Source organism: Methylobacterium segetis (genome assembly GCF_004348265.1).
Taxonomy (GTDB): Bacteria; Pseudomonadota; Alphaproteobacteria; order Rhizobiales; family Beijerinckiaceae; genus Methylobacterium; species Methylobacterium segetis.
Genome location: NZ_SMNT01000177.1, coordinates 1 through 6,217 on the forward strand (window position 1 = coordinate 1; position 6,217 = coordinate 6,217).

The 6,217-nt window shown below is 72.9% G+C and carries 8 protein-coding genes, 1 pseudogene and 1 riboswitch; of the genes and pseudogenes, 4 read left to right on the forward strand and 5 right to left on the reverse strand.

Annotation, left to right across the window (positions count from 1 at the left end; genetic code table 11):
- Window positions 1–97: 97 nt before the first annotated feature.
- Window positions 98–291, reverse strand: a riboswitch (cobalamin riboswitch).
- Window positions 292–461: 170 nt separating this feature from the next.
- On the forward strand, window positions 462–671 hold the full coding sequence (locus tag E1J50_RS25430) for a hypothetical protein (RefSeq protein ID WP_132256979.1): 210 nt from the start codon (window positions 462–464) through the stop codon (window positions 669–671).
- A gap of 267 nt (window positions 672–938) precedes the next feature.
- Entirely contained in the window at window positions 939–1,625 is a 687-nt protein-coding gene (locus tag E1J50_RS25435) for a DUF2147 domain-containing protein (RefSeq protein ID WP_132256981.1), read from the forward strand.
- A gap of 54 nt (window positions 1,626–1,679) precedes the next feature.
- Here the strand turns inward: E1J50_RS25435 and E1J50_RS25440 are convergent, their stop codons facing one another.
- Window positions 1,680–2,903, reverse strand: a complete 1,224-nt coding sequence (locus E1J50_RS25440; RefSeq protein WP_132256983.1) for a serine hydrolase domain-containing protein — start codon at window positions 2,901–2,903, stop codon at window positions 1,680–1,682.
- Window positions 2,904–2,968: 65 nt separating this feature from the next.
- On the reverse strand, window positions 2,969–3,451 hold the full coding sequence (locus E1J50_RS25445) for a DUF427 domain-containing protein (protein ID WP_132256989.1): 483 nt from the start codon (window positions 3,449–3,451) through the stop codon (window positions 2,969–2,971).
- 126 nt (window positions 3,452–3,577) lie between these two features.
- Between E1J50_RS25445 and otsB the strand changes: the two genes are divergently transcribed.
- Both otsB and E1J50_RS25455 read left to right on the forward strand, forming a co-directional pair.
- Window positions 3,578–4,327 (forward strand): trehalose-phosphatase, encoded by a 750-nt coding sequence (otsB, locus tag E1J50_RS25450; RefSeq protein WP_132256985.1) that lies wholly within the window; start codon window positions 3,578–3,580, stop codon window positions 4,325–4,327.
- A gap of 84 nt (window positions 4,328–4,411) precedes the next feature.
- A complete protein-coding gene (locus E1J50_RS25455) occupies window positions 4,412–5,413 on the forward strand; it encodes a glucokinase (RefSeq protein WP_132256987.1) in 1,002 nt (333 codons plus the stop codon).
- 5 nt (window positions 5,414–5,418) lie between these two features.
- Here E1J50_RS25455 and E1J50_RS25460 read toward each other — a convergent pair whose 3' ends face one another.
- From E1J50_RS25460 to E1J50_RS25470, 3 genes and pseudogenes are all read right to left on the reverse strand, one after another.
- Window positions 5,419–5,760, reverse strand: coding sequence for a type II toxin-antitoxin system PemK/MazF family toxin (locus E1J50_RS25460; RefSeq protein ID WP_245516756.1), 342 nt, complete (start codon window positions 5,758–5,760; stop codon window positions 5,419–5,421).
- Window positions 5,745–5,975, reverse strand: coding sequence for an antitoxin MazE family protein (locus E1J50_RS25465; RefSeq protein WP_245516757.1), 231 nt, complete (start codon window positions 5,973–5,975; stop codon window positions 5,745–5,747). Before E1J50_RS25465 ends, E1J50_RS25460 begins: the two co-directional genes overlap by 16 nt.
- Window positions 5,976–6,023: 48 nt before the next feature.
- A pseudogene (locus E1J50_RS25470) lies at window positions 6,024–6,217 on the reverse strand (MFS transporter); the annotation flags it as partial.

Below are 6,217 nucleotides of genomic sequence, written 5' to 3' on the forward strand. Positions count from 1 at the left end.
GTGGCACGTCACCGCGAACGAGGCCTCGGCCGCCGTCTCCGCACGGGATGGACGGCGCTTCGACACCCGTCAGGACACCCCGCCCGACGCGTTTCGCGTGTGACCACGGCTGACGGCAGGTCTCCTGGCTCACGGGTCGCCGCCCTCGCACCGTCTTCCCGGGCACGACCCAGTGACATGGTGGTGAAGGGCTCGCCGCTGACAGTTGCGGGGGCAGCCGCGGCCTCGGAGCAGGCTCCTCACCGCGTTCCCTTTTGATCCCCGAGGGGAACCGTCAGCACCCACGCTAGGCGCTGGCAAGCCCGCCCGTCAACGCCGGCCCCCGCCCGACCCACAGCGGGCGCGCCGATGCCGGAACCGGTGTGGCGCCCGCGCATTGACGCTACATTCGACTTGTTCTAATTAACAACTGCGAGGACGAGGCGGCTTCGAGCCCGTCCGCCCAGGATCGGAGAGACATCATGGCCAGCACCCACGACGGCGCCTGCGAGAGCTGCCGCTTCTTCGACGACCACAAGCTGAACGGCGGCGTCGCCGCCTCGGACCAGGGCCTCTGCCGCTTCAACCCGCCGGTGAGCCAGCCCGCCCCGGAGTCGAAGGGCCTGTGGCCGGTGGTCGCCTCGAAGGATTGGTGCGGCCACTACACGCCGGAGATGACCGCGGCCGAGTGATCGCCCCGATCGGGAGCGAGGCCTGCCAGGAGCGAGACCTGCCAGGAGCGGGGCCTGCGGGAGGGCCGGTGCGCGAGCGCCGGCCCTCTCTCCGTTCGGGGCGGCCCGCCACCGCACGCCGGGCGCAGGCCCGCGCGTTTTCTCCCCCGGCGGGAGGGCCGCGGTCATGATCCGGACACCTTCGGGGAGGAATGGCGGGTCATCCAGACGAGGCCGTGCCGCCGGGACGTTCCATCCGGCGAGGGCAGGGGCCATGGGAGTGATCGGATGACGTTTCGACTGATCGGCGGCGGTGCCGGATCGTGGGCCGGCCGCGTGACCGCGCCGCTCGTCGCGCTCGGCGCCCTCTCCGGCCTCGCCCAGGCCGCCGCGCCGGCCGACCCGAGCGGCACCTGGCTGACGGAGGACGGGCGCGCCCGCATCCGCGTCGAGAAGTGCGGCCCCCAGGAGAAGAACGTCTGCGGCTACGTGGTCTGGCTGAAGACCCCGCTCAACGACAAGGGCCAGCCCCGCGTCGACTTCAAGAACCCGGACCCGAAGAAGCAGACCCGCCCGTCGCTCGGCCACCAGCTCATCATGGGGCTGAAGCCGAACGCGGATGCCCGCTACGAGGGCAAGATCTACAATTCCGAGGAAGGCAAGTTCTACGACGTGACGATCTGGACCGACCAGCCGACCGAGCTCTCGGTGCGCGGCTGCATGCTCGGCTTCCTGTGCGGATCGCAGACCTGGAACCGCGTCACCGACGTGCTGCCCGGCCAGCTCACGGGTGCGACGAACGCCCCCAACGGCCCCCGCGCCGACGCCGAGTGGGCGCCGAAGGCGCCGGCCGCCGCGGGCGCCACAGGCCCCGGAACCACGGGCACCGCGACGGCGACCGCCGCCCCGAAGCCCGCCGCTCCGAAGCCGGCGGCCGAGAAGAAGGCCGCCCCGGCCGCCGCTCCGGCCGAGTAGGCCCGAGGCGGGCTGCCCCGCTCCCCGGAGGGGAGAGGGCGCCCGCCGGCGCCCTCAGCCCGCCAGCGCGGCGTAGGTCAGCACCCGCAATTCCCGGCGGATCGGCAGGGCCGAGGACGGGATGAGCTGGGTCAGGAGCACGACCGCGAGATCCTCCGCCGGGTCGATCCAGAAGGCCGTGCTCGCCACGCCTCCCCAGGCGACCTCGCCCGGGCTGCCGAGGATCTGCGCGCGGGCCGGGTCGAGCATCACCGAGAAGCCGAGCCCGAAGCCGATGCCGGTGTAGGAGGATTCGGCGAAGCGCGGGGTGCCCATGCTGGCGAGATCCCCGGGCAGGTGGTTCGTCAGCATCAGGTCGACCGTCTTGCGGCCGAGGAGCCGCACGCCGTCGAGCGCGCCGCGGTTCAGCACGAAGCGGCAGAAGCGCAGGTAGTCGGCCGCCGTCGAGACGAGGCCGCCCCCGCCGGACGCGATGGCGGGCGGGCGCGCGAAGGCGGTGTCGACCGCATCGTCGTAGAGCTTCAGGCTGCGGTCCCGGACCAGGGTGTAGTTCGCGGCGAGCCGGGGCAGCTTCTCGGGCGGCACGAAGAAATCCGTGTCGGTCATGCCGAGCGGCGCGATCACCCGCTCGCGCAGGAAATCGGCGAAATCCTGCCCCGACACGACCGAGACGAGGTGGCCGAGCACGTCGGTCGCCACGCTGTAGTTCCACTGCGCACCGGGCTGGGACAGGAGCGGGAGACCCGCCACCCGTCCCACCACCTCGGCGAGCGTCGCGTCCTTCAGGTGGAAGTCGACGCCGTTGCGCCGGTAGAGCTCGTCGACGAGCGTCGCCTCCATGAAGCCGTAGGTGAGGCCGGAGGTGTGGGTGAGGAGATCGCGGATCGTGATCGGCCGGCGGGCCGGCTCGCTCTCGAACTTGATGCGGTTGCCACCCGTCAGCACCCGCATCTCGGAGAATTCCGGCAGGAAGCGCGCGACCGGATCGTCGAGCTGGAAGCGGCCCTCCTCGTAGAGCATCATCACCGCGACCGAGGTCAGCGGCTTCGTCATCGAGTAGATGCGGGTGATCGTGTCGAGGGCGAAGGGCCGCTCCCGCGCGAGATCCGCGAGGCCGTGCGCGCGGGCGAAGGCGGTCTGCCCGCCGCGCATCACGCTCACCGAGAGGCCGGCGAGCCTGCCCTCGGCGACGAGGCGCCGCATCCAGCCGTCGATCCGCTCCAGCCGCTCGGCGCTGAACCCCACCGAGGCCGGCTCGACCGTGTCCGTCTCCTGCATGCGCCGCTCCACTCGCCTGTTCCGGCCCGGCATGTAGCGGGAGCCGGGCTCCGCGCCAAACCCTCTCACCAGCCCATCGTCCCGGGGCCGCCCTTGAAGGGGCCGACGATGCCGGGCGTGATCCAGCCGCCGTAGAAGGCGCCGGGCTGCGGCTCGGCGCGCTGGTCACCGACCGTGCAGGAATCCATCGGCCCGGCATAGAAGGCGACGTGGCCCGCGATCGAGCGGAAGGGCGGCGTCGGGTCCGGATAGGCCCAGGCGGCGCCGGGGCGGCCCGCCACGTCGAAGAAGACGGCCCGGCCCTTCCACTCGCAGATCCCCGCCCGCCGGGGCGGTCCGAGGATGCCGGGGGCGACGTCCGCGAGGGGGAAGTAATAGGTCGGCGGGTGGCTCGTCTCCAGGACGCGCCAGCCGCGCCCCGTCTCCGCGATGGTGCGGGCATCGAGCACGACGCGCAGGCGCTGCGGCACCGGCTCCAGGCGCGGCGGCCGAGGATAGTCCCAGACGCTCTCCTCGTCGGGGCCGGCGGGCAGGGGCAGGGGGCGCATCGGCATCACGTCTCCGCGGGAACGCCACGGGAGGATAGACCGGGCCGCATCCCCGCACGCAATCGCGGCGTTTGCCCGGAACGCGCGGCGTGCTAGCGCAGGCCGCCCTCAGGACAGGAGCGCCCCGTGACGGCCGACCTCGCCCTCTTCCTCGACTTCGACGGCACCCTCGTCGAGATCGCGCCGCGGCCCGACGCGGTGCGGGTCGATCCCGGCCTCGTGCCCGCCCTGGAGCGGCTGCGGGAGCGGCTCGGGGGAGCGCTCGCCATCGTCACGGGCCGGCCGATCGGCGTGATCGACGATTTCCTGGCGCCCGCCCGGTTCGACGTCGCCGGGCTGCACGGGGTCGAGCGGCGCGTGAACGACGCGGTGACAGGCGGGCGCCCGGAGGACCATCCGGACCTGCGCGCCCGGGTGCCGCGCCTGCAGGCGCTGGTGGCCGACCTCGATGCCGTGCTGATCGAGGACAAGGGCGCCTCGGTCGCGGTGCATTGGCGGCTGGCGAACCCGGAGGACGCCCAGCGGGCCGAGGCCGTGGTGAAGTCGATCGCGGCCGAACTCGACGGCCCCTACCGGCTGCAGCTCGGCAAGGCGGTCGGCGAGATCGTCCCGGCCTCGGCCACGAAGGGCCACGCCATCCGCGCCCTGTTGGAGGCGCCGCCCTATGCCGGGCGCCGGGCCGTCTTCCTGGGCGACGACCGCACGGACGAACTCGCCTTCGCCTCCGTCAACGCGGATGGGGGCGTCAGCGTGCGGGTCGGCCCCGGCGAGACGGTGGCGCCCAAGCGGCTGGCCGATCCGGAAGCGGTCCGCGCCTTGCTCTACGCCTGGGCCGACGGCGCGCCGATGGACGTCTCGGGCCTGCCCGAGGCCTGAGAGGCCTTCCGGATGGTGGGGCCGCGGGACTAAGCTTCCGCATCCGGAGGCTCGAGGCGGAGCGGAACAGGGGGCGACGCGCGCATGTTCGAATTTCCGGTCCTCGTCGGCGACATCGGCGGCACCAACGCGCGTTTCGCGCTGGTGGCGGAGAAGGGCGCCGCGCCCCGGGTTCTGTCCCACGAGGCGACGGCCGGACATCCCGACCCGTCGAGCGCGATCCGCGCGGCGCTCGGCAAGGGCGGCGAGGGGCCGGCTCCGCGCTCGGCCATCCTCGCCATCGCGGGCCGGGTCGACGGGCCCGAGGTACAGCTCACCAATGCCCATTGGGTGATCGCGGGCGAGCGGATCGGCCGGGATTTCGGCCTCTCCAGCGCCGTCGTCGTCAACGACTACGTGCCGGTCGCCGCGGGCGCGGCGGGTATCGCCCCCGACGACCTCACCGTGATCGGCCCGGCGCGGGAGGAGGCGAAGGGGGCCCGCCTCGTGCTCGGCCCCGGCACCGGCTTCGGCGCCGCGGCGCTCGTGCCCTACGCCGACCGCCTCGCCATCGTCTCGACCGAGGCCGGGCACACCGAATTCGGCCCGACCGATGCGTTCGAGGAGCAGGTCTGGCACGCGGTGGAGCGCGTCGAGGGGCGCGTCACGGTCGAGGCGCTGCTCTCCGGCCCCGGCCTCGCGCGGCTGCACGCGGCCGTCCACCACGTCCGCTCAGGCAGTCCGCGGGAGAAGCTCCACCCCGCCGCTATCACCCAGGCCGGGCTTTCGGCCGAGGACCCGCACGCGGCCGAGGCGCTCGCCCTGTTCGCGCGCCTGCTCGGCCGCGCCTGCGGGGATCTGGCGCTGACCTTCCTCGCCACGGGCGGCGTGTATATCGGCGGCGGCATCGCACCGCGCATCGTGCGGGTGCTGCAGGCGGGCGGGTTCCGGGAGGCGTTCGAGCGCAAGGCGCCGTTCGCGCAGATGATGGCCGAGATCCCGACGAGCGTGATCACGGTCCACGACCCGGCCCTGACCGGGCTCGCCGCGCTCGCGAGCGAGGGGGCGGCCTTCGTGTATCACGGGCAGGTCTGGCGGGCGGAGTAGACGGCTCAAGCCAGGCCGAGGTGGAGGGCGAGAGCGCGGTTCACGGCGACCATGACATGATCGTCGGCCCGCCCGATCCTTCCGCCGACGCGCTGCTGCGAGATCGTCGTGATCTTGTCGATGACCACTTGCGAGGTTTGCCGCAAGCCGTTCGACGGCGACGGTTCCATCGTCAGGCGAAGCAAGCCTGCGTCCGGGCGCAGCGTCGTCGCCAGCGGACAGATCGTTGCCGAGGGCAGCGCCGAGAAGAGGTCGGATTGGACGACGACGGCCGGGCGCGGCTTGCCGTACTCACCCGGGATCACGACGGTGATCAGGTCTCCCCGCCGGATCACGCCTCCGGCCACTGATAAGTGTCCTCGATGAAGCGGAGGGCTTCATCCCCGGCGGGGTCGGCGGCCGCGATGGCCTCGGCCTGGGCACGGCACGTCGCCGCGAAACCGGGTGCGCGGGTATCCGGCACCCAGATCTGGAGAGGCCGCAGACCAGCGGCGCGCATCCGCTCCCGGTAGGTGAGCATGCGCGAGGCTGCGGATCGTGGCTTCTCGTCACGCTGAGGCATGCCGACTCCTTCCGTAACATGTTACAGGAAGATGGCCCTCCAGTCCCCTCACGCCGCCGCGAGCGGCTTCGAGACGCTCTCCAGCGACTTGCCCTCGGCGGCGGTGGCGTAGATCCCGCCGACGACCGCCGCCACCGCCATCAGGGCGGCGCCGATCAGGTAGCCGACGAGGATCATCTCCCGCGAGCCCGTCTCGACCAGCGTGCCGAACAGGAGCGGGCCGGAGACGCCGCCGATGCCCG

Excerpts from the sequence above, each read along its gene's own strand:
- E1J50_RS25430 (WP_132256979.1), top strand. The coding sequence starts at position 462 with ATGGCCAGCACCCACGACGGCGCCTGCGAGAGCTGCCGCTTCTTCGAC.
- E1J50_RS25465 (WP_245516757.1), bottom strand. The coding sequence starts at position 5,975 with ATGCCTCAGCGTGACGAGAAGCCACGATCCGCAGCCTCGCGCATGCTC.
- E1J50_RS25455 (WP_132256987.1), top strand. The coding sequence starts at position 4,412 with ATGTTCGAATTTCCGGTCCTCGTCGGCGACATCGGCGGCACCAACGCG.
- E1J50_RS25435 (WP_132256981.1), top strand. The coding sequence starts at position 939 with ATGACGTTTCGACTGATCGGCGGCGGTGCCGGATCGTGGGCCGGCCGC.
- E1J50_RS25445 (WP_132256989.1), bottom strand. The coding sequence starts at position 3,451 with ATGCGCCCCCTGCCCCTGCCCGCCGGCCCCGACGAGGAGAGCGTCTGG.
- E1J50_RS25440 (WP_132256983.1), bottom strand. The coding sequence starts at position 2,903 with ATGCAGGAGACGGACACGGTCGAGCCGGCCTCGGTGGGGTTCAGCGCC.